Here is a 26,554-nt window from a genome sequence, read left to right as displayed (position 1 = left end):
AGCGTCATATCTATAATTATCGCTGGAATCCGATGAAATTGGTGGAATTACACCGCAATTCGTCGAAATCCGATCAAGCTCCTGCGCTACTATCGCCTCTCCAAACGCGGGAGGATCGAATGCGCGTCGGCGTTCCCAAGGAAATCAAGGTTCATGAATACCGGGTCGGCATAACCCCGGAAGCCGTGCGAGAATATGTGTCGGCGGGGCACGAGGTGCTTGTCGAGACGAATGCCGGCGCTGGCATCTCCGCCTCAGATCAGGCTTACGAAACGGCCGGTGCACGCATCGTGGCGACCGCGGCCGAGATTTTCGCCAAGGCCGAGATGATCGTGAAGGTCAAGGAGCCCCAGCCGTCGGAATGGACCCAGCTTCGCGAAGGTCAAATTCTGTTCACGTACCTGCACTTGGCTCCGGATCCGGAGCAGACGGCAGGCCTGCTGAAGTCCGGCGTCACCGCGGTCGCCTATGAAACGGTGACGGATCGCTTTGGCGGCCTCCCGCTGCTCGCTCCCATGAGCGAAGTTGCCGGTCGACTTTCGATCGAAGCGGCGGGATTGTGCCTGCAGCGGCATTCGGGTGGCCGGGGCATGCTGATCGGAGGCGTGCCGGGCGTAGCGCCTGCACGCGTTGCCATCATTGGCGGTGGGGTGGTTGGGACGCACGCCGCCCGGATGGCGGCTGGGCTTGGAGCTGACCTTGTCATTCTCGATCGGTCTCTCCCCCGCCTCAGGCAGCTCGACGAGCATTTCGGCGGTCGCGTGAGAACGCGCTCTTCCACCCAGCAGGCCATCGAAGAAGAGGTGCTCGCGGCCGATGTGGTGATCGGGGCCGTCCTCATTCCGGGGGCCGCGGCCCCCCGTCTGGTGTCCCGCGAACAGCTTTCCAGGATGAAGCGCGGAGCGGTGCTCGTCGATGTTGCGATCGATCAGGGCGGCTGTTTCGAAACATCCCGCCCGACGACGCACGCTTCGCCCACCTTCGAGATCGAAGGGGTCATTCATTATTGCGTCGCCAACATGCCCGGAGCTGTCCCGCTTACATCGAGTTACGCCTTGAACAACGCCACGCTGCCGTTCGGCCTGGCATTGGCGGCACGTGGCCTGAAGGCGATTGAAGAAGACCCGCACCTCGCCGCCGGCCTGAATGTGCATCGAGGGCGGATCACAAATCCGCAGGTCGCCGAGAGCCTCGACAAGCCGTACGAGCCGGTTGAAAAGGCGATTGCCGCCTGATGATGGGGCTCCAGCTTCAAAGGACGGCACGGGGCGGAAGCGCACTGTGACCCTGCCCATCCCGTGTCCCCGCAAGGTCTGAAACGCCTCTTTCGGACCGTACGGGGGCATGCGAACACAGGCCGACAGTCCGCATCGGCCCTTTTCGGAGACGAAGGCATGTTCACTCACGTCATGATCGGCAGCAACGACTTGGAGCGGGCCAGAGCTTTCTACGACGCCACGTTCGCTGCGTTGGGAGGCGAGCCGGGCGAGATGGATGCCAGGGGCAGGCTGATCTATGCGCACAACGACGGCCGGTTGATGATCACGAAGCCGATCGACGGCCATCCAGCGACCGCAGCCAACGGTGGGACTATCGGTATCGCCGCTGCGAGCCGCGACCATGTCCTCGCATGGCACAAGGCGGGCACGACGCATGGCGGGACGGCGATCGAGAGCCCACCCAGCGAGCGCCCGAATGGAGCGTTCGTCGCCTACCTTCGCGATCCCGACGGAAACAAGCTGACCGCGCGCTCTCGGCCGACGAAGTAACACAATCGGCAGCACCCGCGCCGGAGATCATCCCGAACTGCTGGAAATTCGCCGGCAAGCTGCCGGCCCCGATCTCGGCCTCTCCTTTCGAATCTTTTTCGCGGCCCTGGCGAGCAGTCTTTAGATCGCCTGGCGCCGCTGACCCTGACTTGGCGAGGCGACGAGGCCGGCACTGCTCCAGGCTCAAACGCGCTGGAGAGTTCCCTTCAGTGCCCGCGCCGGGCGCGCAGCTCACTCGCCGGCGAGTTTTTCCGTTCGGCTGGACGCTCGTATCGAGGCGATGATCGTCCAGCCGATGATGCCGATCGTGATTGCGGCGAGGACGGCGGCGATCGGCCGGTCGACCAGCCCGATCAGCCGGCCGTCGGACTTGATCATCGAGTTGATGAAGTACTCCTCCAGCAATGGCCCGAGCACGACGCCGAGGATCACCGGCGCCACCGGAAAATCGTTCTCCTCGAGCACGAAGGCCAACACGCCGAAGGCGAGCATGACGCCGACATCGAACAGCGAATTGTTGATCGCGTAGGAGCCGACGATGGCGAAGAGCAGGATGATCGGCATCAGCACGCGCCGCGGCACGGAGAGCACGCGCGTCGCGACCTTGATGATCGCCCAGCCGAGCGGCAGCATCAGAAGGTTGGCGATGACGAAGACCAGGAAGAGCGCATAAACATTTTCGGGATTGTTGACGAAGATCGTCGGCCCCGGCGCCATGTTCTTCATCATCAGCACGCCGATGGCGATCGCGGTGATCGAGTCGCCGGGGATGCCGAAGACCAGGGCCGGGATCCAGGCGCCCGCCAGCGAGGAGTTGTTGGAGGCGCCGGCCTCGATCAGCGCTTCCGGATGGCCGGTGCCGAACTTCTCCGGCTCCTTCGAGAAGCGCTTGCTCATCGCATAGGACATCCAGGCCGCCATGTCGGCGCCGCTGCCGGGCTGGATGCCGATGATCGTGCCGAGCGCGCTGCCGCGGATGAGCTGCCAGGGATACTGCTTGGTCAGTCGCCACATATTGGCAAAGATCGGCCCGATCTTCTGGACCACGGCGTGCGGAGCGCTGCCGTCGGAGACCATGTGCCGCATCACCTCCGAGCAGGCGAACATGCCGACCATCATCGGGATCAGCGAGACGCCGCCGAGCATCTCGGTCGACTCGAAGGTGAAGCGCGGCTGGCCGGCCGGATTGTTCATGCCGACCATCGCGATCAACAGGCCGATCAGCAGCGAGATGCAGGCTTTCAGCGGCGTCGAGGAGCCGATGAAGACGGCGCCGCCCAGGCCGAGCATGACGATCCAGAAGAACTCGACCGAGCCGAAACCGAGCGCGAAATCGGCGATGGCCGGCGAGGCCACCATCATCACCGCCGTACCGAACAGCCCGCCGAGCACCGAGAACCACAGGCCGATGCCGAGCGCGAGCTCCGGTTTGCCCTTCAGCGTCATCTGATAGGAATCGTCAACATAGGCCGCCGAGGCCGGCGTGCCGGGGATGCGCAGGAGGCAGCCAGGTATGTCGCCGGAGAAGATCGCCATGGTCGAGGTCGTGACGATCGCGGCGATCGCCGGCACCGGCGGCATGAAGAAAGTCAGCGGCACCAGCAGCGCCGTCGCCATGGTCGCCGAGAGGCCGGGGATGCAGCCGACGACGAGGCCGTAGATCGCCGAAGCGGTGATGACGAAAAGCACATAGGGATCGAGCACCATCCCCAGCGCGGTGACATAGGCGTCGAGCATGGCGGCTGAGAGCTCCTACCAGCGCACGGGTTCGAGCGGTCCCCAGGGCAATTGCACGCCGAGGGCCAGATAGAAGATCGAGTGGATGACGAGTGCGGCCGCGAGCGAGAGTCCGACCGCGTGCAAAGGCTTCGTGCCGCCGGCCAGGAACAGTACAACGAGGATAAGCGGCGCGCAGACCAGGAAGCCGAGCGTCTCGGCGCCGAGCATGTAGAAGATCACCGCCGCCGGCACGAGCAGCAGCCGCGCGAGCGCGCCGCCGCTGCGGGCCCAGTCGGCAAGACCGACCAGCGGGCCGGCCTGCGTCGCCCGGGCACCGTTGACGGCGAGGATCGCGGCACAGAGCGCCAGCAGTCCCGACAGGATCAGCGGGAACGCCGAGGGTCCCAGTGGTTGCTCTGACGGGTTCGGCAGGTTCCAGGACGCGGCCGCCACCAGGCCCGACAAGGCAAGGAAGACGAGGCCTCCGAACAGATCGTTGAACTTCATGGCGTGCTCGGTGTGCGTGTTGGAAACGGGACGCGGCGAAGCCACCGCGCCCTGAAACCTCCCAAGACGATCGACTACTGGCGCAGGCGCAGGCCGAGCGCGCCCATGATCTCGCCGTTGTTCTTGTGCTGGGTGGCGAGGAAGCTGCCGAAGGCCGGCCCCTTGGCGAAGGCGTAGCCGAAGCCCCGCTCGGCGAGGAACGATTTGTAGGCCTCGGAATTCGCGACCTTCTCGGTGGCTTCGACGAGGCGGGCCGTCACATCCGCCGGCAGGCCGGCCGGGGCGGCAAGGCCGCGCCAGGTGCCGCCCTCATACTCCTTGCCGATCGCGTCCTTGACCGTCGGCACGTTCGGGAAGGCGCCGATCTTCTCCTTCGACATCACCGCCAGCGACTTGACGCGGCCGGCATCGAACATCGCCTTGCCTTCCGGCAGGGAGGACGGGACGATCTGGACGCCGCCCGAGGCCAGCTCCTGGAAGCCGGGGGCCGCGCCTTGGCTCGGCACCACCGTGACGCTCTTGGGATTGATGCCCTCGAGCTGGAGCAGGCCGGCGAAGGCGAGATGATAGGCGGCGCCGGCCGCCATGCCGGAGAGCTTGTAGTGGCCGACGGGCTGCTTCTTGATGTCGTCGAGCGCGGCGCGCAGGTCCGCCCAGGGCGAGTTCGTGGCGACGTTGAAGGCGGCCGAGTCGAAGTTCACCAGCGCGATCGGCGTGAGCTTCTCATAGGTGAAGGGAGCGGTGTTCGACCAGTAGTAGGTCGTGACCTCCGCCGTCGCGAGGCCGATCGTGTAGCCGTCGGGTTTGGCGTTGACCATCTCGGTATGGCCGACCACGCCGCCGCCGCCGGTGCGGTTGACGACGTTGACCGGCTTGCCGAGCTCCTTCTCCAGCCCGGCCGCGAGGATGCGGGCGACCGCATCGGTGCCGCCGCCGACGGCCCAGGGCACGACCAGCGTGATCGGGCGCTCAGGCCAGGCGGCGAAGGCGGGCAGCGACACAGCCGCCACGGCGGCAGCGAGCAGCAATTTTGTGAGTTTCATCGCGTTTCTCCCGAGACGGTTTTCTTGTTTGGGCTGGCTCCGTCCGCCAGCACGGAACTGGAGAGCATGTGGCCGCGCGTGTAGCCGAGCACCTGTTGCATCGCCTGGCGGGCCTGTTCGGGCTCGCCGGCGGCGATTGCGTCGACGACGGCGGCGTGGTTGGCGAGGTTGCCGGCGAAGACATCGACGGTGAAGTCGAACATCGCGCTCAGAATCGTATCGATCGCGCCGCGGAAGCTGCGCAGGATCGGGTTGTTGGTGGCGTCGAGGATCGCAAGATGGAAACGCTTGTCGGCGGCGATGGCGGCCTGCGGATCGTCCTGACCGATTTCCATCTCGGACAGTGCCGCGCGAATGCGAGCGAGGTCCGCGGGCGTGGCGCGGGTCGCCGCCAATGCCGCTGCCTCCGGCTCGATGATCTCGCGCGTCTCTTCAAGAGCGAGCAGCAGGCCGCGGTCGAGCCCATCCTCGCTGCGCATCCAGCCGAGCACTTCGCGGTCGAGCAGCGTCCAGTCGTGCTGCGGGCGGACCTGCGTGCCGTGCCGAGGCCGCACCGTGAGCAGGCCCTTGGCGACGAGGGTCTTCACGGCTTCGCGGACGACACTGCGGCCGACGCCATAGCGTTCGGCGAGATCAGGCTCGGCCGGCAGGACGGTACCCGAAGCGATCTCGCCGCGCACGATCGCGGCGCCGAGCGCTGCGACCATCATGCCGATCTTTCCTGGCTTGCTGCCTCGCGCCATGGCCCGTTTTCTCTCCCGCGGCGGGAAACTGTCACGTCCGGGGCTTGCGCGCAAGCATTCATCTGATGTTTAACATCTGATCATTGAAGCGAGGCACGCCATGACCACTGAGACCGCGTTCACCGGCATCCATGCGATCCTCTACGCGCTGTTCGACGCGCAGGAGCGGCTCGATCGGCAGGCGATGCGACGGCAGGTCGAGATATGCCTGGAGCACGGCGCCCATGGCATCGCGGCGCTCGGTCTTGCGACGGAAGTCTCCAAGCTGACCGTGCCGGAGCGGCGCACGGTGATGGAGTGGACCTCGGAGGATGTCGGGGGCGTTAAGCCGCTCGGCTTCACCATCTACGGCACGTCGGTGGCCGAGCAGGTCGAGCTGGTTCGAGCGGCGGAGGGAGCCAAGGCCGATTGGGTGATCCTGCAGCCGCCCATGGTCGGCAGTTTCGCTGCAACCGAATACATCCGCTTCTTCGGCCGGATCGCGGATGCCACACACCTGCCGGTCGCGATCCAGAACGCCCCCGCCTATATGGGCCGCGGCCTCTCGGCGGAGGATATCCGCAGCCTCGTCGCGCAGCATCCGAACATCAAGCTGGTCAAGGGCGAGGGGCCGGCGACGGAGATTCGGCAGCTGATCGAAACGACCGAGGGCCGCCTGCCTGTGATGAACGGCCGCGGCGGTCTCGAGCTGATCGAGAACCTGCGTGCCGGCTGCGTCGGCATGATCCTCGCGCCCGAACTGATCGACCTCACGGTGGCGATCTATGAGTGCTTCGTCTCGGGCGACGAGGTCACGGCCGAGGCCAGCTATCGCGAGGTACTGCCGACGATCGTCTTCATCATGCAGTCATTGGAAAGCCTGATCTGCTACGGCAAGCGCCTCTTCGGCGTGCGTGCAGGCATCGAGATCCATGATCGCGCGCCGGCCATGCGGCCGACGGCCTTCGGACTGGACCTCGTTCGCGGCCATGCCCGGCGGGCTGGATTGTTCGAAGCCAGCAGTCGCTAGGAGAGGCCCTCGTCGACCATGCAGGCGGCAGCGAGGAGACGATCCCCCCGCAGTGGCGGGAGCCTCAACGCCAGCTGCGGCGCCAGAGCACGAAGATGCCGCAGGCGGCCAATTGCGCAGCGACCAGCAGATAAGGCCAGTCGAAGCTCGCCGTCCGGCTGGCGATGAAGGCAAAGATCAGGGGCCCGCAGAACGAGCCGGTGAAGCCGAACAGGTTCGCCGCAGAGGTGACATCGCCGATCTGCGTCGGTGGCGCCAGCCGCGCCAGCTCGGCCATGTAGACCCCGTTCCAGCCCAGCGACGTCGCACCGATGAAGGCGACCGAGCCGTACAGGGCCCATGACGGTCCCGTCGCCGACCAGACGAGCAGGACGACCGCAGCGCTCGCGGCGAGCAGGAGCAGGCCGAGCAGGAGCAGGCCCCGGCGCCAGCGATCCGCCAGCCAGCCCAGGGCGATCCGCGAGACCGTGCTGGCGGCGAGCAGGACGGCCATGAAGCAGCCGGCCTCCGCCAGGCTCTTGCCGTGCTGCGTCACCAGATAGGTCGCCGTGAAGGCCTGGACGCTGGTCTGGGCGACCGAGAACGAGATGCCCATGCCGGTGAGCAGCGGCAATGTCGGGTGCGAGCGGATGACTTCGGCCGCGCGGCGCAGGGCCGAGGGCGACAGGAACATCAGGGCCCAGCGCCGGTTCGCCGCCCCCCTTTCCACGTCGAGCCGCTTCTGGAACGGCTGAACCGCCAGCAGGCTGAGCAGGACGATGGCCGCGATCAGCCAGATCGTATGGGTAAAGCCCAGCCCGATGACGGCCGGAGCCACCGAAAGACCGGCGATCGTTCCGCCAAGCGGGACGCCGGCCTGTCGGATCGAGAAGATCAGGTTGCGATGCGTGGGCGGCGCCGTGCGCATCAGCATCGTGCTGCCCGCCGGATTGTTGGGCGCGGTGCCGAGACCGAGCACGAGCGCGCCGGCGAAGCCGAGGATGGCGATCGGTTGCGACAGCAGGATCAGGCCGAGGCACATCGCTGCCAGGCCGATCTGCAAGGTCCGGATCGGGCCGTGATGGTCGAGCATCGGGCCGCCGCAGGCCAGGCACCAGCAGATGCCGATCGAGACAGCGGAAGACACATAGCCAATGCTCTCCGGCGGCAGGTTCCAGCGCTGTGTCAGGATCGGACCGAGAAGGGGAACTGCTGCGGCAGCGAAGGAGCTTACGATCTGCACGAGGAGCGTGGCGCTCAAGGCGCTCCCCCACAAAGGCAGCTTCAACGCGATCTCCTCCCGACGCCGTCACCACATCTCCCGGCCAGCAAACCGCCTTTCGGCGGCGCTGTGCACGATGTCGGCTTGCGTTGGTCTTCCGCGAATCCGCCGTTGCGGTCGAGGGCCAGGCACGCCTTGCCTGACCTGCAGGATTTGCATGCAACCGCCTCACCACGGCCGAGATGGCTAGCGCCAGGTGTCAGACCGCCAGAGCCGTCAGCAGGCGCGCGCGGTCCGTTTCGTCCTCGGCGTCGCCGCTGAGGACGATCCGTCCGCGCTCGATGACGACGAAGCGATCCGTCACCGACAGCGCCTCGTGCACGTTCTGCTCGACCAGAAGCACGATGCAGCCGCGCTCGCGCAGTTCGCGCACGATGGCGAAAACCTCGGCGACGATCATCGGTGCCAGCCCTTCGCTGGGTTCGTCGACCAGCACCAGCCTGGGCTCGCCGACAAGGACGCGCGCCATGGCGAGCATCTGCTGCTCGCCGCCGGACAGCGTCGTGCCGAGCTGGCGGCGGCGCTCGCCGAGGCGGGGAAAGCGGTCGTAGATCTGCTCGATGGCGGCGCGCTCGGCTTTGGCTGCCCGGCCCCGTACCTGCAGCAGGCCGAGCTGCAGGTTCTCCTCGACGGTCAGGCCGGGGAAGATGCGCCTGTCTTCCGGCACCAGCCCAACGCCGGAGAGGCAGATCCGGTCGGGCGCGAGCCCGTTCAGGGATTGCCCGCCGAGCGTGATCGCGCCCTCGCTCGGTTTCACCCAGCCGGCGATCGTCTTGAGCAGCGTCGTCTTGCCGACACCGTTGCGGCCGAAGATGCCGATCACCTCGCCGGGCGCCGCCGAGAGGTCGATGCCCTGGATGACGTGGCTCAAGCCGTAATGGCTGTGCAGTCCGTTGATCGCGAGCATGTCAGTGATGTCCGAAATAGGCGGCCTGCACCGCCGGATCGGCCCGCACCATAGCGGGCGGCCCCTCGGCGAGCTTGCGGCCCTGATGCATGACGACGACATGGTCCGAGAGGTTCATGACGAGCCCGATATCGTGCTCGATCAGCAGCACGCTGACATCGCGGCTGAGCTCGCGCACCAGCTTGGCGGTGTCGGCCGTGTCGGCATGGCTCATGCCCTGCGTCGGCTCGTCGAGCAGCAGGATCTTCGGCTCCGACGCCAGGCAGACCGCTATCTCGAGCCGGCGCTGGTCACCGTGCGAGAGATTGCCGGCGAGCTCATCGCGCTTGTGGCCGAGCTGGAAGCGCTCGAGCATCTCGTCGGTCTTGGCGAGCGCCCGGGTCGAGCGGGCGAGCGGCAGGAAGGCGCGCGTCGTCGGCTCCAGAACCTGCGCCGCCATGCGCAGATTCTCCGCCACTGTCAGCTCGAAAAACAGGTTGGTGATCTGGAACGAGCGCGACAGCCCGGCCGCCTTGGTGCGCGCCGGCGAGGCGCCGGTCATGTCGACGCCGTCGATCAGGAGCTGGCCGGATTTCGGCTTGAGCGCGCCGCTGATCAGGTTGAACAGCGTCGACTTGCCGGCGCCGTTCGGCCCGATCACCGTGGTGATCCGGTTGCGCTCTGCGCTGAAGCTGACCTTGTCGACCGCCTTCAGGCCGCCGAAGGCGATACCGAGCTCGCGGGTTTCGAGGACGGGACCGGTCATGGCTTGGCACTCCCTGCTTCGAGCCGGGCCGGGGCAAAGGACGGCGCGACAGGCTTTCGCGCACCGGCGAGCAGGCGCGCCTCGATGCGCGGCCGGATGAAGCCGACCAGCCCCTTGGGCAGGAACATCACGCAGACCATGAAGATCAGGCCGATCACGATGAGATGGTGCTCGGTCCAGCTGCCGATGATCGACTTCAGCAGGACGAGCAGGACCGAACCGTAGATCGCGCCGATCAGCGTGCCGACGCCGCCGAGGATGACCGAGATCACCGCATTGCCGGAGGTCGCGAAGAACATCAGCTCGGGCGAGACGAAGCCGCGCAGCATCGGGTAGAGCGCGCCCGAGAGCCCGGCGATCAGCCCGGCCAGCACATAGGAGAACATCCGCGCCCGCCAGACCGAATAGCCGAGGAAGGGCACGCGCTTCTCATTGGCCTTGAGCGCGGTCAGCACCCGGCCGAACGGCGTGTCGAGCAGATAGGCGGTGAGCCCGTACAGCCCCATAATGATCGCGAGCACGATCAGGAAGAAGCCGACCGGGTTGCCGGCCGAGACCGAGACCGGGCCGAAGCCGATCTCGATGACGGGAATGCCGATCATGCCGTCGGAAGCGCCGAGCTCGCGGGTGTTGTAGACGACCTTGGCGACGACCTGCGCGAGGCCGAAGGTGATCAGCGCGAAATAGACGCCGCGCACCCGGTTGGCGATCAGGCCGCCGATGATCGAGGCGACGAGCGTCGCCCCGCCTGCCGCCGCCATGGCGAGCCAGAAGGACGGCACCTTCAGCAGGGTCAGCGCCGAGACATAGGCGCCGATGCCGAAATAGAGCGCCTGCCCCAGCGAGAGCGCGCCGGAATAGCCGAGCAGCAGGTCGACCGAGAGGGCGAGCCCCGCAAAGATCAGCGCCTCCGTGCCGAGGCGAAGATAGAAGGTGTCGCCGCTGGCGGCGCCGATCGCGGCGAGCGCGAGCGCGGCAGCGACGAAAACCAGGGCGAGCAGATGGCTCGCGCGCATCGACAAAGTCAGCCGGTCACGCATGGCCGAGCCTCCCGAACAGGCCCTGCGGGCGGAAAACGAGGAAGGCGACCATGGTCCCGAACACGATCGGATCGGTCCAGACCGGCGAGATCACCAGGCTGGCCAACGCCTGCACCTGCGTCAGCAGCAGGCCGGCGACGACGGCGCCCCAGATCGAGCCCATGCCGCCGACGATGACGACGGTGAAGGCGAGCAGGATGAAATCGCGCCCCATGGTGGGGAACACCGAATAGATCGGCGCGAGCAGGACGCCGGCGAGGCCGGCGAGCGCGACGCCGAAGGCGAAGGTGCCGGCATAGACCAGCGCTACCGGCACGCCGAGCGAAGCCGCCATGTTGCGGTCGAAGGCGGCTGCCCGGACCATCGCGCCGAGACGGGTGCGATAAACGACATAGGCGACGGCGCTGACGATCGCCGCGCCGACCACGATCAGGAAGAGCCGGTAGTTCGGCACGATGATGCCGGCGAGCTCGGTCGCGCCGGGGATCGGCGTCGGCGGCCGCTGGGTGTTGGGCCCGAAGGCGACCTTGAGCAGATCCTCGACCACGAGCGCGAGGCCGAAGGTGACGAGCAGCGTGGTGACGTGCCGATCCCGGCTGTCGAAGACCGGCCGGATCAGCAGGCGCTCTGCCGCCATGCCGAGCGGCACCATCAGGACCGGCACCAGCACGAGCAGGAACCAGAAACTGATCCCGGCTGCGCCCAGAGCGAGAGCGGCATAGGCGCCGATGGCGTAGAACTCGCCATGGCTCATGTTGATGACGTCGAGCATGCCGAAGATGATCGTCAGCCCGAGGGCGACCAGCACCACGGCGACCCCGAGCGCGAGCCCGTTGACGACCTGCGGCGCCAGCACGAATTGGAGGTAGTCGAGGGCATTCATGTCATGTGCTTTCGCGAGGGCGGTGTGACCCCTCCCCTGTGAAGGGAGGGGTCGGCGCCTGTCCTCAGAACCTTGTGCAGGCGTCGGGGCCGATCGCCTTGTCGGCGTCGACCTTGTCGATGATGTCGAACTTGCCCTTGGCGACGCGCACCACATACATCGGCTGCATCGCCTGATGATCGCCGGCGCGGATGGTCTTGGCGCCCTGCGGCGTCTGCCAGCTCAGCCCGCGCAGCGCCTCCCGCACCTTGTCGGTCTCGGTCGAGCCCGCCTTCTCGACAGCGGCCTTATAGGCGAAGAGCAGGCCGTAGCTGTCGGCGCCGTAGAGATCGGGATCGGCCTTGTTGGCCGCGCGGAAGGCTGCGACGAACGCCTTGTTCTCCGGTGTGTCGATCTGCGGGGAATAGCCGACGCCGGTGGCGAAGCCCTCGGCCGCCTGGCCGATCGCGCCGATGTTCTGCGAGGTCACGGTGCCGGAGGCGCCGACGACCTGCAGGTTGGTGAGCAGGCCGAAATCCTGCAGCTGGGTCAGCAGCCTGACCGTGTCGTTGCCGGCGACGGAGGTGTAGAGCACCTGCGGCCGCGAAGCGCGAATCTGGCCGAAATACTGGGTGTAGTCCTTCGAATCGAGCGGCGCGAACACCTCGCCGCCGGTCGGCGCACCGGATTTCTCGGCGCTGCTCTTGAAAGCGGCGACGGTCGAGCGGCCCATCTCATAGTCGGGGCCGAGATAATAGACCTTGGCCTTCGGCTTCTCCTTGGCGAGCCAGGCGGCGAGCGCGACCGATTGCTGCTCGGCGCGCGCGTTCACGCGGAACATGTTCGGCGAGCATTTGTCGGTGGTGATCGAGTCGGCGAAGGAGACCGTCGTCGCCGCGAGCTTGGCGTTGCGCTCGGCCAGCTGGGCGACGGCGAGCGTCGAACCGGAATTGACCGTGCCGGTGAGGAAGTCGACCTTCTCGACCTGGAACAGCTTCTCGGCCTTCTGCACGGCGACGGCCGGGTTGGCCTCCTCGTCCTCGAAGACCAGGCTGACCTGTCTGCCGGCGATGCCGCCCCCTGCGTTGATCTCCTTGGTGGCGAGCTCCAGGCCCCAGCGCACCTGCTGGCCGATCGGGGTATAGGTGCCCGACAGCGGCGTGACGACGCCGATCTTGATCGGGCCGCTCTGAGCGAGAGCGCCGCCGGTGAGCGCCGTCGCAGCTAGCAGCCCGGCGGCGACAGTGAGATATCCGGTCGTTTTCATGGTCGTTCCCTCGGTTCTGGTTGTGGTTCTGCGGTGTCGATCGGGCGGACCCGCGCGGGCATGCCCGTGCGGGTCATTTGCCGGCTCAGCGGCCGGTGAACTGCGGCGCGCGCTTGGCGTGGAAGGCCTCGACGCCTTCGCGGAAATCGTCGGACTGGCGCAGGCGGCTATAGCAGTGCCCTTCCAGCTCGATCGCGATCGCCAGCGTCGAATCCTCGGTGTCGTTGAGCAGCTTCTTGGCGGTGCGCTGGGCGATCGGCGAGAACGAGCGCAGCTCGTCGACCAGGCGGTCGGTCGCGGCCTCGAGCTCCCCGTCCGGAACGCATTCGGTGGCGATGCCCCAGTCGAGCGCCTGCTGGCCCGAGATGCGCTTGGAGCGCATCACGATGTCCTTGGTCCGGGTGATGCCGACGATCTTCTGCAGGCGGGCCGAGCCGCCCGAGCCGGGGATCTGTCCGAGCTTCTGCTCCGGCAGCGCGTATTGGCAGGTCTCCGAGACGATGCGGAAGTCGCAGGCGAGCGAGATCTCGAAGCCGACGCCGAAGGTGTAGCCGCGGTTGGCGACGATCACCGGCTTGGCGCAGCGCGCCGGGGCGGCGATGTTCCAGGCGAGCTTGGAGACGTGCTCGGGCGAAGCCTCCAGGAAGCCCTTGATATAGCCGCCCGAGGAGAAGTGCTCGCCGACGGCGCGCAGCACGATGATGCGCACGCGATCGTCCTCGTCGAGCGCCTCGAACACCTTGCGCAGCTGGTCGCGCTGGGCCATCGCCACCGTGTTCATCGGCGGCCGGTCGAGGATGACGTCGGCGCGTTCGCGGGCGGGATCGATCTCGACGCGGAAACCGTCGAGACCGGTGAGGCTGGCGTGGATCGGGGTGACTGCGTTCATGGCTTTGGCTCTCGGTTTCAGAGTTGGGATCATTCGGCGGCGAGATCGGGTCGCTCGGGCTCGTACTCGCCGGCGACGAGCTGGCGGCGCAGCAGCTTGCCGACCGGCGATTTCGGGATCGCCTTGACGAATTCGTAGCGGCGCGGACGCTTGAAATTGGCGAGGCCGGAGACCTTGCAGTGCCGGTCGAGCTCCTCGGCTGATACGGCCGAGGCGCGCTGCACGAAGGCGACGACGATCTTGCCCCAGCGCTCGTCGGGCAGGCCGACCACGGCCACCTCCGACACGGCCGGATGCAGCGACAGGCAGCTCTCGATATCGACCGGCGAGACGTTCTCGCCGCCGGTGATGATCATGTCGTCGACGCGGCCGGTGACGAAGAGGTCGCCGTCCTCGTCGAAATAGCCGGTGTCGCCGGTGAAGTACCAACCGTCGCGCAGCGACTTGGCGTCGGCCTCGGGCCGGCGCCAGTAGCCTTCGAAGGCCTCGTCGCTGGCGGCAAGCGCGATGATCTCGCCTTCCTCGCCGGGCCGGGCCAGCTCCGCGGCCGAGGCCGCTCCGAGACGGACCACGCGGATGAGCTGGTTGAGCCCCGCCTTGCCGGCGCAGCCCGGCTTCGCCGCGGCATTCTGGTCGATGGTGAAGGTGTAGATTTCCGACGAGCCGTAGTGGTTGACGAAGAGCTCGGGCCTGAACGCCTCGGTCAGCTTGCCGAGCAGACCGTCGGTCATCGGCGCGCCGGCGAAGCCAAGCTTGCGGACCGAGGAGACGTCGCTCACGGCAAAGCGCGGGTGATGGACGACGTCGTGATAGAGCGTCGGCACGAGATAGAGATTGCTGACGCGCTCGGCCTCGATCAGCTCCAGCGCCCGCGCCGCATCGAAGCGCGGCAGGCAGACGAAGCTGCCGCCGATCAGCGACATCGCCAGCAGCGAGCGCACCCCCATCGTGTGATAGAGCGGCATGACGCCGAGCGTGCATTCGCCGCTGCCGTAGAGGTTCTGCGCGACATGGGCGAGCGCGGCCATGCGCTCGGCGCGGTGCCGCCGCGGCACGCCCTTGGGCTTGGCCGTGGTGCCGGAGGTGTAGAGCATCAGCGACCAGTCTTCGGCGCCGGCGCGGGGCGTCGCGGTCGGCGCCTCCACGGCGATCATCTCACCGAAGCTGAAGTCTGCAGGCCCGGCATCGCTGCCGACCGCGATCCGCGGCAGGCCGGCGGCAAGCGCGCTCTCGGCCATGGCGTCGGCGGAGACGGCTTCGAAGGCGATCGCTTTGGCGCCGGCATTCTCCAGCACGAAGTCGATCTCGTCCGGCTTCGCCCGCCAGTTGATCGGCGTCATGATCAGACCGGCGAACTGGCAGGCCCAATGCAGGCTAGCCGCCTCCCAGCGGTTCTGCATGATGGTGACGAAATGGTCGCCGGGCTTGAGCCCGATGCCGTCGAAGGCGGCGACGAGCGAGGAGATCCGCGCCAGCCATTGCGCATAGCTCAGGCGGACCTCGCCATCGACGATGGCGAGTGCGTCGGGAGTGCGGGCCACGCTGGCGGTGAAGCTGGTCCCGAGGTCAAACATCGAGGGGCTCCGCGGCAGTGGACTGAGATGCCTGGCGCAGCAGGTCAGCGGCCTCGCGCGCGGCGGCTATGATCGGGGTGTAGCCGGTGCAGCGGCAGAGATGCCCGCCGACGACCTCGCGCAGCTCCCGCTCGCTCGGCTCCGGCTGCTCGCGCAGGAAGGCCTCGAGCGAGATCAGGATGCCGGCGGTGCAGAAGCCGCACTGCAAAGCGTGGTGGCGCCGGAAGGCGGCCTGCAGCACCGAGAGGCGGTCCTGTGCCGGCGCCAGCCCCTCGACCGTGGTGACCTCCCGGCCTTCGAGCTGGACGGCGAGCGTCAGGCAGGCGCGCGCCGGCGCCCCGTCGATCAGGATGGTGCAGGCGCCGCAGACGCCGTGCTCGCAGCCGACATGGGTGCCGGTCGCGCCAAGGCCGTGACGCAGCGCGTCGGTCGCGAGCAGGCGTGGCTCGGCCTCGACCGCGACGGGCTTGCCGTTCAGCGTGAAGCCGACGCGGTGGCGGGTGGCGGCGCTCAGGCGAGGCATCGGCCGGCCTCCTCGATCGTGCGGCGGCCGAGCGTGCGGACGAGGTCGCGGCGCAGCCTGGCGCTGGCGTGCAGGTCCTCGCGAGCGTCGAGCTCCCAGGCGAAGGCGTTGAGCGCGTCGTCCAGCGCCGAACCGTCCAGGCGCGGCCAGCTCCGGCGCTCAGGCTTGTCGGCGACACCGGCGACCGCGAGATGAATCTGCCCGGCCTCGACCATCGCCGCACAGCCGACGATGGCGAAGTCGCCATGCCGGCGCGCCACCTCCTCGAAGGCATAGCCGGTGCCGGGCCGGGCAGCGGGAAAGGCGACGGCCTCGATCAGCTCGTCATCGGCCTTCTGCGTCACCATCATGCCGGAGAAGAAGTCGGCCGCCTTGAGCACCCGGCGCTTGCGGCGCGAGCGCAGGCGGATCTCACCATCGAGCGCGACCAGGCAGAGCGGGATTTCGGCGCTGGGATCGGCATGCGCGGCCGAGCCGCAGACTGTTCCGCGCGCCCGGGTCTGGTAGTGACCGAGCCAGGGCAAGGCGGCAGCCAGCAGCGGCTGCTCGCTCGCCAGGCCCGGCCGCTGCAACAGCGCCGCCTGCCGAACGCCGCCCGGCACCACGATCATCCCGCCCTCGCGCCGGACCTCACCGAGCCCGGCGACGCCCATGATGTCGACGAGCAGAGCGGGCTTGGCGAGCCGCATGTTCAGCATCGGCAATAGCGACTGGCCGCCGGCGATGATGCGCGCCTCGGAGCCATGTTCGGCGAGTGCCGCCAGGGCCTCGTCGAGACTGCCGGCGCGGAGATAGTCGAAGGGCGCGGGCTTCATGCGCGCCTCCCGAACAGGCGGGCGAGCAGGCCGGGTTTGCCGGGCGACGCCTTGCGCGCCAGCGCCGCGAAGAACTGGCCGATGATCGCCTTGGCCGCGCCGTCGAGCAGGCGCCCGCCGATCGCCGCGACCTTGCCGCCGACCGCTGCCTCATAGGCATAGCCGATCACGGTGCCACCTTTGCCGTCCGGCGTCAGCGTCACGCGGCCGGAGCCACTGCCGGTGCCGAGCGCGCCGGAGACCGAGCCGGTCAATGTCGCGGCCTGGGGCTCATCGAGGTCTTCGAGCCTGATTTCGGCCTTGTAGCGTCCCTTCACCGGGCCGACACCGAGGGTGACGTCGGCCTTGAAATGCGTCTCGGAGAGCTTCTGCACGCCATGGCAGCCGGGAATGATCGAGGCCAGCGTGTCGACGTCGAGCAGCATCGCCCAGATCGCCTCGGGCACGGCACCAACCCTGGCCTCGCCTTCGCCGCGCAGACTGCGATCGCCCGGCCTCGCGGCAGGCGCCGCTGCGGCGCGGCTCGTCGCCGGCCGGGTCGGTTCGGGTTCGGCGGCGAGTGCCGCAAGCCTGGCGGGTGTCAGCGGCAGGGCGATGTCGGAGACCCCGAGCGCATCGGCGACCGCATTCGCCAGGCAGACCGGCGTCGACATGCAATTGCCCTCGCCGACACCCTTGGTGCCGAGCGGCGTGAAGGGCGAGGGCGTCTCGATGTGCAGGATCTCGATATCCGGCGCCTCGGTCGCGGTCGGCAGCAGGTAGTCGGCGAAGGTGCCGGTCAGGAAGGCGCCGTCCTCGGCATAGGCGAGCTCCTCGTAGAAGGTCGCGCCGAGGGCCTGGGCGAAGCCGCCGCGGATCTGGCCCTCGACCATGCCGGGATGCAGCACCCGCCCGCAGTCATGCATGGTGACGTAGCGGTCGATCCGGATCTTGCCGCTGCTCGGATCGACCTCGACGCCGGCCATGTCGAAGATGAAGCCATGGCAGAGCGAGGAATTGATCTCGTCGCGCTCGCTCGGCGCAGTGAGCTGCGGCGGCGTCCAGAAGGCGGTCTCGCGGATCGTCTGGTCGACGCCATCGGGCAACAGCGCCGGCGACCAGTGGCAGAGCGCCGCGATCCGCCCGAACGGGATGGTCTTGTCCGGATTTCCCTTGGCGAAGACCGCGCCGCCGGCAAAGCCGATCTGCCCGGGCTCGGCCTCGAGCTGCTCCGCGGCGATCAAGGCGAGCTTGTCGCGCAGGCGGGTCGCAGCGAGATGGGCGGCGCCGGCCACCGCCGCGGCAAAGCGGCTGGAATAGTTGCCGGAGGCGATCGACCAGGCGTCCTTGCCGGTGTCGAGATCGGCGACGACCCTGATGTCGCGATGCGGCAGGCCGAAGATGTCGGCGACGACCTGCGCCAGCACTGTGCGATGGCCCTGGCCCTGCGGCGTCGAGGCGACATGGACGCTGACCGAACCGACCGGGTCGATCGAGACCGTCGCCGTCGCCTGCGCGCCGTTCTTCGGCCCGGCCTTGCGCCGCTCCTCGGCGGTCAGCACGGTGGTGATGTAGCCCATGTTCGAGACGCTGGGCTCGACCGCCGCGGCAAAGCCGATGCCGTAGTGCCTCCCGGCAGCGCGCGCTGCGTGCCGGCGCTGTTCGAGCTCGGCCAGGCGGCCGGCGACCGCCTGCTCGACCGCCGCCTGGTAGTCGCCGGAATCGTAGAGCGCGCCGGTCGCGGTGCGATAGGGAAAGGCGCCCGCCGGGATCAGGTTCCTGCGGATGACGTCGAGCGGATCGAGCCGCAACTCGACGGCGATGCGCTGCATCAGCCGCTCCAGCGCGAAATAGACCTGCGGGCCGCCGAAGCCGCGCACCAGCCCGGTCGGCGCCTTGTTGGTCAGCACCACGCGGTTGCGCATCGCGACATGCCGGATGTCGTAGGCGCCGGTCATGTTGCCGTGCATCCGGTAGAGCGTGGCCGGCTCCGGCGCACGAGGATAGGCGCCGCAATCCTCGATCTGGTCCCAGTCGAGCGCGCTGATCCGCCCCTGCGCCGACACGGCCGCCTTGAGCGTGGTGACACGGTTGGTCGCCGCCACCGCCGCGCCGAGATGCTCGAGCCGGTCCTCGATCCATTTCACCGGTCGCCCGGCGATCCGCGCGGCGACGCCGATCAGGACCGCATAGGGCGCGACGCCCTGCTTGACGCCGAAGCTGCCGCCGGAGTCCGGCGGCATGCGCAAACGCAGGCGGTTGCCGGGAACCTTCAGCGCCCGCGCCAGCACGGTATGGATGCTGAACGGGCCCTGGAAATTGGCGAGGATGTCGTAGACGCCCTCATGCGGATCGTACTCGGCGACGACGCCGAAGGTCTCCATCGGCGCGCCGGTATTGCGCGGATAGGCGATGCTGACCGAGATCGTGTGCGCGGCTGCGGCGAAGGCGGGCTCGGGCTCGCCATAGCGGAAGCGGCGATCGCTGACGAGGTTGGCGCCGGCCTTCTCGTGGAGGACGGGCGCCTCCTCCGCCATGCTGGCGACGGGATCGACGATCGCCGGCAGCGGCTTGTACGCGATCTCGATCGCATCCAGCGCATCCTCGGCGAGATAGCGGTTCTCGGCGACCGCGATCGCGACGGGCTCGCCGACATAGCGCACGCGCTCGACCGCCATCGGCCAGTTCTCCGCGGCGATCTTCAGTCCGGCAACCATCGGCGTGGTCAGCCTGGCAAGATCACGTCCCGTGACGATCGCCACCACGCCCGGCAGCGCGGCGGCGGCCCCGGTCCCGATCGAGAGGATGTCCGCATGGGCGTGCGGCGAGCGCAGGATCGCGGCGTGCAGCGTGCCCGGCCTGATGCCGAGGTCATCGATGAAACGTCCGCGACCGGTCAGCAGGGCGGCGTCCTCGACGCGCTCCACGGACTGGCCCGTCCAGGAAATGGTTTCAGCCTTCACCGGCGTTCGGCTCCCGTGAGGCGCTCTTACGGAGGCGCCTCACGGGAAGGTTCGGTCATCGGCCGGCCAGGTTCGATCCCGCTCAGTCTCGGGACTTACCGAATAGTCTCAAATTCGAAGAAAATGCCTCAGCGACCGAGGCGCGCCACGCTGCGGAACTCGCTCGGCGCCACCGAGCAATGGTCGCGGAAGAAGCGCGTGAAGTGCGCCGGCGCGCTGAAGCCGAGCCGGTCGCCGATCGCGCTGAAGCTCTCCTCGCCGTCGACGACGGCCCCGACCGCGAGCTCGACCTTCAGCACATTGAGGAAGACATGTGGCGTCACGCCGGTCGAGGTCTCGAACATCCGAAAGAAATGCGCCCGCGACAGGCCGGCCTCGCTCGCCAGCCGCTCGATCGAGAGCGGCGCGGCCGGGTTGGAGCGCATCAGCAGAATCGCCCGGCGCACCCGGAAATCGACCGCACTGGAACGCGCGATCTCGCGCAGCGAGGCGCCGATCGAGCGCCAGGGCGTGAAGCGCTCGATCACGGCGATCATCAGTTCCGACAGCAGCTCCTCCTGACGGCGGCTGGCGCCGGGCTCGTGCACCATCTCGGCGGCAAGATCGAGCGCGGTCTGGCGGATATGGGCGCTGACTTCGCCCGCCGAGTGCTCGAAGAAGCCGGGCGAGCCACTCGCCGCCCAGTTCGGCCGAAAGCTGCGCAGCCACTCCGGCTCGATATAGAGCGCCAGGATCAGGGCGTTCCTGCGCGAGGGGTCATGGACATAGGCATGCGTCTCCCAGGCATTGACCAGCACGGCGAGATCGTCGGTCAGCGGGGCGACATGGTCCCCGACCAGGAACTGCGTATCGTCGCCGTCGACCTTGAGCAGGACATGGCAATGCGGATGCGCGTGCCGGACGAGGCTGCGATCCATGTCGAGCAGCGCCACCCGGCCGAAAGCTCCGTGCGCGATGCGCAGGGCATCCGACATGCCGTTTCCTCACCCGGTATCGTGTCGTAGGGCGGCCAGCCGCCAGAGGCCGGGATATTGGACGGCAGCCGGCCGTCTTTCAAGGCGGCCCAGACCAACCGCATTGTCGCGGGTGGCGTAGCCTCACACCCAGCCGCCGTCGACGACATAATGCTGGTTGGTGCAGGCGCCCGCTTCTTCCGAAGCGAAGAACAGCGTCGCGCGCGCAATGTCCTCCGGCACCAGCCGGCGCTTCAGGCACTGGCGCCGCATCAGCTCGGCCTCGCTCTCCGGCGTCAGCCACAGGTCGATCTGGCGCTGCGTCATGATCCAGCCCGGCGCGATCGCGTTGACGCGGATATTGTGCTCGCCGAAATCGCGCGCCAGCGAGCGCGTCAGGCCGAGCACGGCCGATTTCGCTGCCGTATAGGCCGGCATGCCGCCCTGGCCTATCATCCAGGAGGTCGAGCCGAAATTGACGATCGCGCCGCTCTTCTTCGCGATCATGTCGGGCAGGACCGCCTGCGCCGCGAAGAACTGGTGCTTCAGGTTCACCGCCATGCGCTCGTCCCAGTATTCGGGCGTCACGTCCAGCGCATCATGGCGCTCGTCATGGGCGGCATTGTTGATGAGGATGTCGACCGGACCGAGCGTCTCCCGGATCGCGCCGATCGCCTGGCGCAGCGCGGCGATATCGGTCAGGTCCGCACGCTCGAAATGGACGCTCCCACCAGCGGCAGCGAGTTCCGCCGCAATGGCGCGGGACTCGGCCTCCTTCAGGTCGATGAAGCCGACCTTCGCGCCCTGCCGGACGAAGGCACGAACGATTGCCTCGCCGATGCCGGAGCCACCGCCCGTGACCAGCACCACCTTGCCCGCGAGATCGGGATAAATCGCACCCGCCAAGACCGCCTCCCTCGTCATCGCCGCATCAAGGTCGCAGCGTCCGGCTCCGAATAACATCAAAATTTGAGTTGCGCACCTCAAATCCTGAGCTTACGGTTCTAACCATCAACGGCCCGCCAGCGGCCGACACAAGGGAGGACCCTCATGGCTCGTTTCAAAGCCCTGCTCGTCGGCGCCGTCGCCCTCGCCGTCAGCGCAGGCTCTGCCTTCGCCCAGACTACGGTCAAATGGCTGCACATCGAGGCCAATCCCGTCGTCGTGAAGCTCTGGGAAGAGGTGGCGCGCGATTTCGAGGCGAAGAACCCCGGCGTGAAGGTCGAGATGCAATATCTCGAAAACGAGGCCTACAAGGCCAAGGCGCCGACGCTGCTGCAGTCCAGGGACCGGCCCCACATCATCTACAGCTGGGCCGGCGGCGTGCTGAAGTCGCAGGTCGAAGCCGGGGTCCTCGAGGACATCACCCCGGCGATGCCGGGCTACAAGGACAATCTCTCGGCGAGTGCGGTCGACGCCTTCACGGTCGACGGCAAGATCTACGGCGTCCCCTACGGCGTCTCGCAGGTCGGCTTCATGGCCAACAAGGACCTGCTGGCCAAGGCCGGCGTCGATGCCGGCAAGATCGTGACCTATGACGACCTCCTCGACGCGGTGAAGAAGCTCAAGGCCGCCGGCATCACGCCGCTCGCGGTCGGCGGCGCCGACAAATGGCCTGTGCATTTCTACTGGACCAACCTGGCCATGCGCCTCGGCGGCAAGGCTGCGATCCAGGCGGCGCTGAAGGGGCAGGACGGCGGCTTCGAGGGCGAAACCTTCCAGAAGTCGGGCGAGCTCTTCAAGCAGCTCGTCGATCTCCAGCCTTTCCAGAACGGTTTCCTCGGCTTCAAGAGCCAGCAGGCGATCGGCCATTTCGGCGATGGCAAGGCGGCGATGCTGCTCGCCATCTCGAGCTTCTACCACACCCAGAAGGTCTTCGCGGTCGACAAGACCGGCATCCCCGACGACAAACTCGCCTGGATCAACTTCCCAACCGTCCCGGGCGGCAAAGGACAGCCGAGCGACACGCTGGGCGGCATCAATGGCTGGCTCGTCACCAAGGGCGCCCCGAAGGAGGCCGTCGCCTTCCTGAAGCACTTCGTCAGCGCCGAGCCGCAGAAGCGCCTCGCGGCCGGCAACTTTATCGTGCCTGTCTACAAGGGCGCCGAAGCGGGGCTGGGCAGCGCCTTCATGCGCAACATCGCCCAGAACATCGCCAGTTCGAGCTATCACCAGAACTTCTACGACCAGGATCTCGGCCCCTCCGTCGGCCGCGTCGTCAACGACGCGATCACCGAGATCGCCGCCGGCACGATGACGCCGAAGCAGGCGGCCAAGGCGATCCAGGACGCCTTCCGCCAGGGCAACTGACGACCAGCCAGTCGGGGGACATCGCTCGTCCCCCATCGATCGAAGCGCGAGACGGCGGGTCGATCCCGCCGGCCGACCTCTCCTGCCCGTTCACATCGCGAGGTGATCATGGCTGCGCTCGCCGGACGCAGAGTCGCCGATATCGGCAAGCTCTCGACGATCCTGCTGTTCCTGCCGCCGGCGCTCCTGCTGTTCACGCTGTTCGTGGTGCTGCCGGTCGGCGAGGCCGCCTGGTATTCGGGCTTCAACTGGAACGGCTTCGGCAGGCCCACCAACTGGATCGGCCTCGACAACTACCGCTTCGTCTTCGACAACCGCGCTTTCGGCACCGCCTTCAAGAACAACCTGCTGATCATCGTCGTCTCGCTGGTGATCCAGCTGCCGCTGGCGCTCTCGCTCGCGATCATCCTGGCCGACCGCTTCCGCGGCTCGGTGGCGCTCAGGATGGTGTTCTTCCTGCCCTATATCCTGGCGGAGATCGCCACCGGCCTGATCTTCAGCTTCGTCTATGACGGCGATTACGGCCTGCTGGCGGCGATCTACAAGAGCTTCGGGGCAGAAGCGCCGCATCTGCTGGCGAGCCCGCAGACGGCCTTCGCCGCCATCCTCGTCGTCGTCGTGTGGAAGTATTTCGGCTTCCACATGATGCTGTTCATCGCAGCATTGCAGACCATCGACCGCTCCATGCTGGAGGCAGCCAGGATCGACGGCGCCAGCCGCTGGCAGAGCCTGCGCTATGTCGTCATACCCGCCCTGGCGCCGACCATCCGCCTCTCGGTCTTCTTCGCCATCGTCGGCTCGCTGCAGCTCTTCGACCTGGTGATGCCGCTGACGCGCGGCGGCCCCTCCGACTCCTCCCACACCATGGTGAGCTTCCTCTACACCTTCGGCATCACCCGCATGCGCGTCGGCTTCGGCAGCGCCGTCGGCGTGATCCTGTTCCTGATCTGCGTGGTGTTCGCCTTCACCTACAAGCGCTGGATCATGCGCGATGAGTGAGCCCGCCTCCTCCGCCCCCTTCAGCGACGACGGTTTCAGCCCGGCGGCGGTCGGCAAGGCGCTCTATCTGGCGGCCATCGTCCTGTTCGTGATGACGCCGCTCATCGCCACGGTCCTCGGCGGCTTCAAGTCGCTCGGTGAATTGCGCACCAACCCGTTCGGCCTGCCGAGCGTCTGGGAATGGAGCAACTACGCCGACATCCTGCTCTCGAAGCGCTATTGGCAGCTCCTCGGCAACTCCTTCGTCATCGCCACGCTGACGGTGGTGCTGACGCTGATCTGCGCGTCGATGGCCGCCTTCGTCTTCGCCCATCTGCACTTCTTCGGCCGCGACATGCTGCTGAACTACCTGACGATGGGCCTGCTCTTCCCGGCCGCCACCGCGATCCTGCCGATGTTCATCAAGGTGCGCGATCTCGGCCTGCTCGACAGCCATATGGGTGTCGTCCTGCCCCAGGTCGCCTTCGCGCTGGCGATGAGCATCCTGCTGCTGCGGCGCTTCTTCAAGGACCTGCCGACCGAGCTGCTGGAGGCCGCGCTGGTCGACGGCTGCTCCTATCCGAAGTTCTTCCGCTACGTGACGCTGCCGCTGTCGCGCCCGATCCTGGCGACGGTCGGCACCATCACCTTCGTGCACAGCTGGAACGCCTATCTGATCCCGCTGGTCATGCTGAACAGCGACCGCCTCTATCCCTGGCCGCTCGGCATCATGGTCTACCAAGGCGAATACTCGACCGAGTGGCACCTGATCCTCGCCTTCATCACCCTCACCATCCTGCCCACCATCATCCTTTTCCTCTTCGCCCAGAAGCACATCGTCGCCGGCCTGACCGCCGGCGCGGTGAAGGGCTGAGCATCCGGCTATCAAGGAGCGTCACATGCGAAAGATCGGCGTCGGCATCATCGGATGCGGCAACATCTCGACGAAATACATGACGGCGATGCAGCAGTTCTCGACCATCGAATTGCGCGCCGTCGCCGACATGCGCACCGCCCCGGCCGAAGCGCGCGGCGCCGAGTTCGGCGTGCCGGCGATGCGGGTCGACCAGCTCCTGAAGCGCGACGACGTCGAGATCGTCGTCAACCTGACCGTGCCGCTGGCGCATACCGATGTCAGCCTCGCGGTCCTGCGGGCCGGCAAGCACGTCCACTCCGAGAAGCCGCTCGGCGTCAACGTGGCCGAGGCCCGCAAGGTGATGGATCTTGCGGAGGAGAATGGCCTGCGCGTCGGCTCGGCCCCCGACACCTTCCTCGGCGGTGGCCACCAGACCGCCCGCAAGCTGATCGACGACGGCGCCATCGGCAAGGCTGTCGCCGGCAACGCCTTCTTCGGCTGCCCCGGCCATGAGCGCTGGCACCCGGCGCCAGGCTTCTACTATCTGCGCGGCGGCGGCCCGATGCTCGACATGGGCCCCTATTACATCACCGACCTCGTCAACCTGCTCGGGCCGATCGCCTCCGTCGTCGGCTTCGCGACGCGGCCCAAGACCGAGCGCCTCGTCACCAGCCAGCCGATGAACGGCACGCTGATCCCGGTCGAGGTCGCGACCCATGTCACCGGCGTGCTCGAATTCGTCTCGGGCGCGGTGGTCTCGATCACCATGAGCTTCGACGTGCCCAAGCACCGCCACAGCCCGATCGAAATCTACGGCTCGGAGGGCAGCCTGTCCGTGCCCGACCCCAACCGCTTCGGCGGCGAAGTCCTGGTCGCCAAAGCCGGCGGCGACTGGCAGGCGCAGGCCCTCAGCCACGGCAACAGCGAGGGCGAGTTCCGCTCGATCGGTGTCGCCGACATGGCGGCAGGGCTGATCTCCGGTCGGCCGCACCGCGCCAGCGGCGCGCTGGCACTGCATGTGCTCGAAGCCATGGAAGCCTTCCAGATCGCCTCCGATGAAGGGCGGCGCGTCACGCTTGCAACCACGGTCGAGCGGCCGGCGATGCTGCCGCCCGGCCTGCCCACCGGCACTTTGGATTGAACGGGGATCGACATGACAAGGACTGCGCTCATCGTCTGGGGCGGCTGGAGCGGCCATGACCCCGACCTCTGCAGCTCGATGATCCGGGGCTGGCTGAAGGCGGAGGGCTTCGACGTACGCGTCGAGACCGCGACCTCCGTCTTCCTCGATCCCGCGATCCGCGACTATTCGCTGATCGTGCCGATCTACACCATGTCGAAGATCGAGAAGCCGGAGGCGGCCGCCCTGTGCGAGGCGGTCGCCGGCGGCGTCGGGCTCGCCGGCCATCATGGCGGCATGGGCGACGCCTTCCGCGACGCGGTCGACTACCAGTTCATGTGCGGCGGCCAATGGGTCTCCCATCCCGGCGGCATCATTGACTACACCGTCGACATCACCCGGCCCGACGATCCGCTGATGCAGGGCATCGCCAGCTTCGAGCACCGCTCGGAGCAGTATTACATGCATGTCGACCCCGCCAACGAGGTGCTGGCGACCACGACCTTCACCGGCGAGCACGCGCCCTGGATCGACGGGGTGGTGATGCCGGTGGTCTGGCGCAAGCGCTATGGCAAGGGGCGAGTGTTCTATTCCTCGCTCGGCCACCGCGCCTATGAGCTCGACGTGCCGGAGATCCGCACGATCATGACGCGCGGGCTGCTTTGGGCGGCGCGCTGATAGCGGGGGTGCCGGGCTAGCCGAACGGCTGGACTTGAGGCCCC

Annotated in this window: 25 protein-coding genes; 8 read left to right on the top strand and 17 right to left on the bottom strand. The window is 67.5% G+C overall.

The window, feature by feature from the left end:
• The first annotated feature begins 119 nt into the window (after positions 1-119).
• A complete protein-coding gene (gene ald / locus CXY91_RS17140) occupies positions 120-1,235 on the top strand; it encodes an alanine dehydrogenase (protein ID WP_100962482.1) in 1,116 nt (371 codons plus the stop codon).
• Positions 1,236-1,394: 159 nt separating this feature from the next.
• On the top strand, positions 1,395-1,769 hold the full coding sequence (locus tag CXY91_RS17135; RefSeq protein WP_100962481.1) for a VOC family protein: 375 nt from the start codon (positions 1,395-1,397) through the stop codon (positions 1,767-1,769).
• A gap of 231 nt (positions 1,770-2,000) precedes the next feature.
• Here CXY91_RS17135 and CXY91_RS17130 read toward each other — a convergent pair whose 3' ends face one another.
• The 4 genes from CXY91_RS17130 to CXY91_RS17115 form a co-directional block, all read right to left on the bottom strand.
• A complete protein-coding gene (locus CXY91_RS17130) occupies positions 2,001-3,506 on the bottom strand; it encodes a tripartite tricarboxylate transporter permease (protein ID WP_100962480.1) in 1,506 nt (501 codons plus the stop codon).
• A gap of 15 nt (positions 3,507-3,521) precedes the next feature.
• Positions 3,522-3,995: a tripartite tricarboxylate transporter TctB family protein gene (locus CXY91_RS17125; RefSeq protein WP_100962479.1), complete on the bottom strand. Its 474-nt coding sequence runs from the start codon at positions 3,993-3,995 to the stop codon at positions 3,522-3,524.
• Positions 3,996-4,069: 74 nt separating this feature from the next.
• Positions 4,070-5,038: a tripartite tricarboxylate transporter substrate binding protein gene (locus CXY91_RS17120; protein WP_100962478.1), complete on the bottom strand. Its 969-nt coding sequence runs from the start codon at positions 5,036-5,038 to the stop codon at positions 4,070-4,072.
• Entirely contained in the window at positions 5,035-5,748 is a 714-nt protein-coding gene (locus tag CXY91_RS17115; protein WP_248307530.1) for a FadR/GntR family transcriptional regulator, read from the bottom strand. The genes CXY91_RS17120 and CXY91_RS17115 overlap by 4 nt, the downstream gene beginning before the upstream one ends.
• A 133-nt stretch (positions 5,749-5,881) precedes the next feature.
• On the opposite strand from CXY91_RS17115, the gene CXY91_RS17110 reads away from it, so the two are divergent.
• On the top strand, positions 5,882-6,790 hold the full coding sequence (locus CXY91_RS17110; RefSeq protein ID WP_100962476.1) for a dihydrodipicolinate synthase family protein: 909 nt from the start codon (positions 5,882-5,884) through the stop codon (positions 6,788-6,790).
• A 64-nt stretch (positions 6,791-6,854) separates the two neighbouring features.
• Here the strand turns inward: CXY91_RS17110 and CXY91_RS17105 are convergent, their stop codons facing one another.
• From CXY91_RS17105 to CXY91_RS17045, 13 genes are all read right to left on the bottom strand, one after another.
• Complete coding sequence (locus CXY91_RS17105; protein ID WP_158673456.1) at positions 6,855-8,030, bottom strand: MFS transporter; 1,176 nt, start codon at positions 8,028-8,030, stop codon at positions 6,855-6,857.
• Between the two features lie 220 nt (positions 8,031-8,250).
• Entirely contained in the window at positions 8,251-8,958 is a 708-nt protein-coding gene (locus CXY91_RS17100; RefSeq protein WP_100962474.1) for an ABC transporter ATP-binding protein, read from the bottom strand.
• A gap of 1 nt (position 8,959) precedes the next feature.
• Positions 8,960-9,703, bottom strand: coding sequence for an ABC transporter ATP-binding protein (locus CXY91_RS17095; protein ID WP_100962473.1), 744 nt, complete (start codon positions 9,701-9,703; stop codon positions 8,960-8,962).
• Positions 9,700-10,743 carry a branched-chain amino acid ABC transporter permease gene (locus tag CXY91_RS17090; protein WP_091841641.1) on the bottom strand — a complete coding sequence of 348 codons (1,044 nt, stop codon included), beginning with the start codon at positions 10,741-10,743 and terminating at the stop codon, positions 9,700-9,702. Before CXY91_RS17090 ends, CXY91_RS17095 begins: the two co-directional genes overlap by 4 nt.
• Positions 10,736-11,626, bottom strand: a complete 891-nt coding sequence (locus CXY91_RS17085; protein ID WP_091841638.1) for a branched-chain amino acid ABC transporter permease — start codon at positions 11,624-11,626, stop codon at positions 10,736-10,738. Before CXY91_RS17085 ends, CXY91_RS17090 begins: the two co-directional genes overlap by 8 nt.
• Positions 11,627-11,690: 64 nt before the next feature.
• Positions 11,691-12,872, bottom strand: coding sequence for an ABC transporter substrate-binding protein (locus CXY91_RS17080; RefSeq protein WP_100962472.1), 1,182 nt, complete (start codon positions 12,870-12,872; stop codon positions 11,691-11,693).
• An 85-nt stretch (positions 12,873-12,957) separates the two neighbouring features.
• Positions 12,958-13,761, bottom strand: coding sequence for an enoyl-CoA hydratase/isomerase family protein (locus CXY91_RS17075; protein ID WP_100962471.1), 804 nt, complete (start codon positions 13,759-13,761; stop codon positions 12,958-12,960).
• A 29-nt stretch (positions 13,762-13,790) separates the two neighbouring features.
• On the bottom strand, positions 13,791-15,335 hold the full coding sequence (locus CXY91_RS17070; protein WP_100962470.1) for an AMP-binding protein: 1,545 nt from the start codon (positions 15,333-15,335) through the stop codon (positions 13,791-13,793).
• On the bottom strand, positions 15,328-15,858 hold the full coding sequence (locus CXY91_RS17065; RefSeq protein WP_100962469.1) for a (2Fe-2S)-binding protein: 531 nt from the start codon (positions 15,856-15,858) through the stop codon (positions 15,328-15,330). The genes CXY91_RS17070 and CXY91_RS17065 overlap by 8 nt, the downstream gene beginning before the upstream one ends.
• Entirely contained in the window at positions 15,846-16,673 is an 828-nt protein-coding gene (locus CXY91_RS17060) for an FAD binding domain-containing protein (RefSeq protein WP_100962468.1), read from the bottom strand. The genes CXY91_RS17065 and CXY91_RS17060 overlap by 13 nt, the downstream gene beginning before the upstream one ends.
• Positions 16,670-19,615 (bottom strand): xanthine dehydrogenase family protein molybdopterin-binding subunit, encoded by a 2,946-nt coding sequence (locus CXY91_RS17055; RefSeq protein WP_100962467.1) that lies wholly within the window; start codon positions 19,613-19,615, stop codon positions 16,670-16,672. Before CXY91_RS17055 ends, CXY91_RS17060 begins: the two co-directional genes overlap by 4 nt.
• Positions 19,616-19,743: 128 nt before the next feature.
• Complete coding sequence (locus CXY91_RS17050) at positions 19,744-20,589, bottom strand: helix-turn-helix domain-containing protein (RefSeq protein ID WP_091841621.1); 846 nt, start codon at positions 20,587-20,589, stop codon at positions 19,744-19,746.
• Positions 20,590-20,712: 123 nt separating this feature from the next.
• On the bottom strand, positions 20,713-21,492 hold the full coding sequence (locus tag CXY91_RS17045; protein ID WP_100962466.1) for an SDR family NAD(P)-dependent oxidoreductase: 780 nt from the start codon (positions 21,490-21,492) through the stop codon (positions 20,713-20,715).
• 126 nt (positions 21,493-21,618) lie between these two features.
• Between CXY91_RS17045 and CXY91_RS17040 the strand changes: the two genes are divergently transcribed.
• From CXY91_RS17040 to CXY91_RS17020, 5 genes are all read left to right on the top strand, one after another.
• Positions 21,619-22,878 carry an ABC transporter substrate-binding protein gene (locus CXY91_RS17040; RefSeq protein WP_100962465.1) on the top strand — a complete coding sequence of 420 codons (1,260 nt, stop codon included), beginning with the start codon at positions 21,619-21,621 and terminating at the stop codon, positions 22,876-22,878.
• 108 nt (positions 22,879-22,986) lie between these two features.
• Entirely contained in the window at positions 22,987-23,877 is an 891-nt protein-coding gene (locus tag CXY91_RS17035; protein WP_091841612.1) for a carbohydrate ABC transporter permease, read from the top strand.
• Positions 23,870-24,730 carry a carbohydrate ABC transporter permease gene (locus CXY91_RS17030; protein ID WP_100962464.1) on the top strand — a complete coding sequence of 287 codons (861 nt, stop codon included), beginning with the start codon at positions 23,870-23,872 and terminating at the stop codon, positions 24,728-24,730. The genes CXY91_RS17035 and CXY91_RS17030 overlap by 8 nt, the downstream gene beginning before the upstream one ends.
• 25 nt (positions 24,731-24,755) lie before the next feature.
• Positions 24,756-25,853 carry a Gfo/Idh/MocA family protein gene (locus CXY91_RS17025; protein WP_100962463.1) on the top strand — a complete coding sequence of 366 codons (1,098 nt, stop codon included), beginning with the start codon at positions 24,756-24,758 and terminating at the stop codon, positions 25,851-25,853.
• Between the two features lie 12 nt (positions 25,854-25,865).
• On the top strand, positions 25,866-26,510 hold the full coding sequence (locus tag CXY91_RS17020) for a ThuA domain-containing protein (protein WP_100962462.1): 645 nt from the start codon (positions 25,866-25,868) through the stop codon (positions 26,508-26,510).
• Positions 26,511-26,554 lie beyond the last annotated feature (44 nt).

Origin of the sequence: Allobosea sp. FBZP-16 (assembly GCF_002831785.1) — a bacterium.
GTDB lineage: Bacteria > Pseudomonadota > Alphaproteobacteria > Rhizobiales > Beijerinckiaceae > Allobosea > Allobosea lupini.
The sequence above is the reverse complement of the archived record's forward strand: the minus strand, read 5'-3'. Positions and strand labels throughout refer to the sequence as shown.